Raw genomic sequence first — 612 nt, forward strand, 5'->3', positions numbered from 1 at the left:
TCGGGCGCGGGCAAGGCCGGAGCCGTCGCCAAAGCCCTCTCCGCCGCCGGCAAAGCCGGCAAGGTCATCGACCCCATGACCTACATCGCCAAAGGCGCAGGCGCCGGCATCTCCAAAATCGGCGACATCACCAAGGGCCTCAAAGGCATCGGCAACATCGAGATCCCCAAGCTCCCGGACGGTTCATTCCAGCTGCCCGACGGACATCTGCTGGACCCCAACGGCAACCTGATTCCCCCGAACAGCACGATCCCGCACACCACCGTGCCGGGAACGTCGGGCCTGCCGACGTCCTGGCAGATTCAGCCGACGGCGGCGCCGGGAGTCCACGCGGGCGGGTTCGACCACGTGCCGAGCGGTGCGGGCAGCCATGTGCCGGGCGGAGTACCCCCCCACGTGCCGAGCGGCTCGTTCGGCCCCGCCCCGGCCAGCTTCGACCCAGCAGGCCACGTACCGGGAAGCCCCGCGTCGCACGTACCGAACGGCTCATTCGGCCCCGCCCCGGCCACGTTCGACCCGGCAAGCCACGTACCAGGAAGCCCCGCAGGCCACGTCCCCGGCGGACCCGCGGCGCACGTACCGAACGGCACATTCGGACCCGCCCCCGCGGCC

Annotated in this window: 1 pseudogene; it reads left to right on the plus strand. The window is 71.2% G+C overall.

The features are described 5' to 3' along the window. A pseudogene (locus tag ACIBB8_RS37490) lies at positions 1-612 on the plus strand (protein phosphatase); the annotation flags it as partial.

The sequence above is a fragment of the Streptomyces sp. NPDC051286 genome (genome assembly GCF_044455345.1).
Taxonomy (GTDB): domain Bacteria; phylum Actinomycetota; class Actinomycetes; order Streptomycetales; family Streptomycetaceae; genus Streptomyces.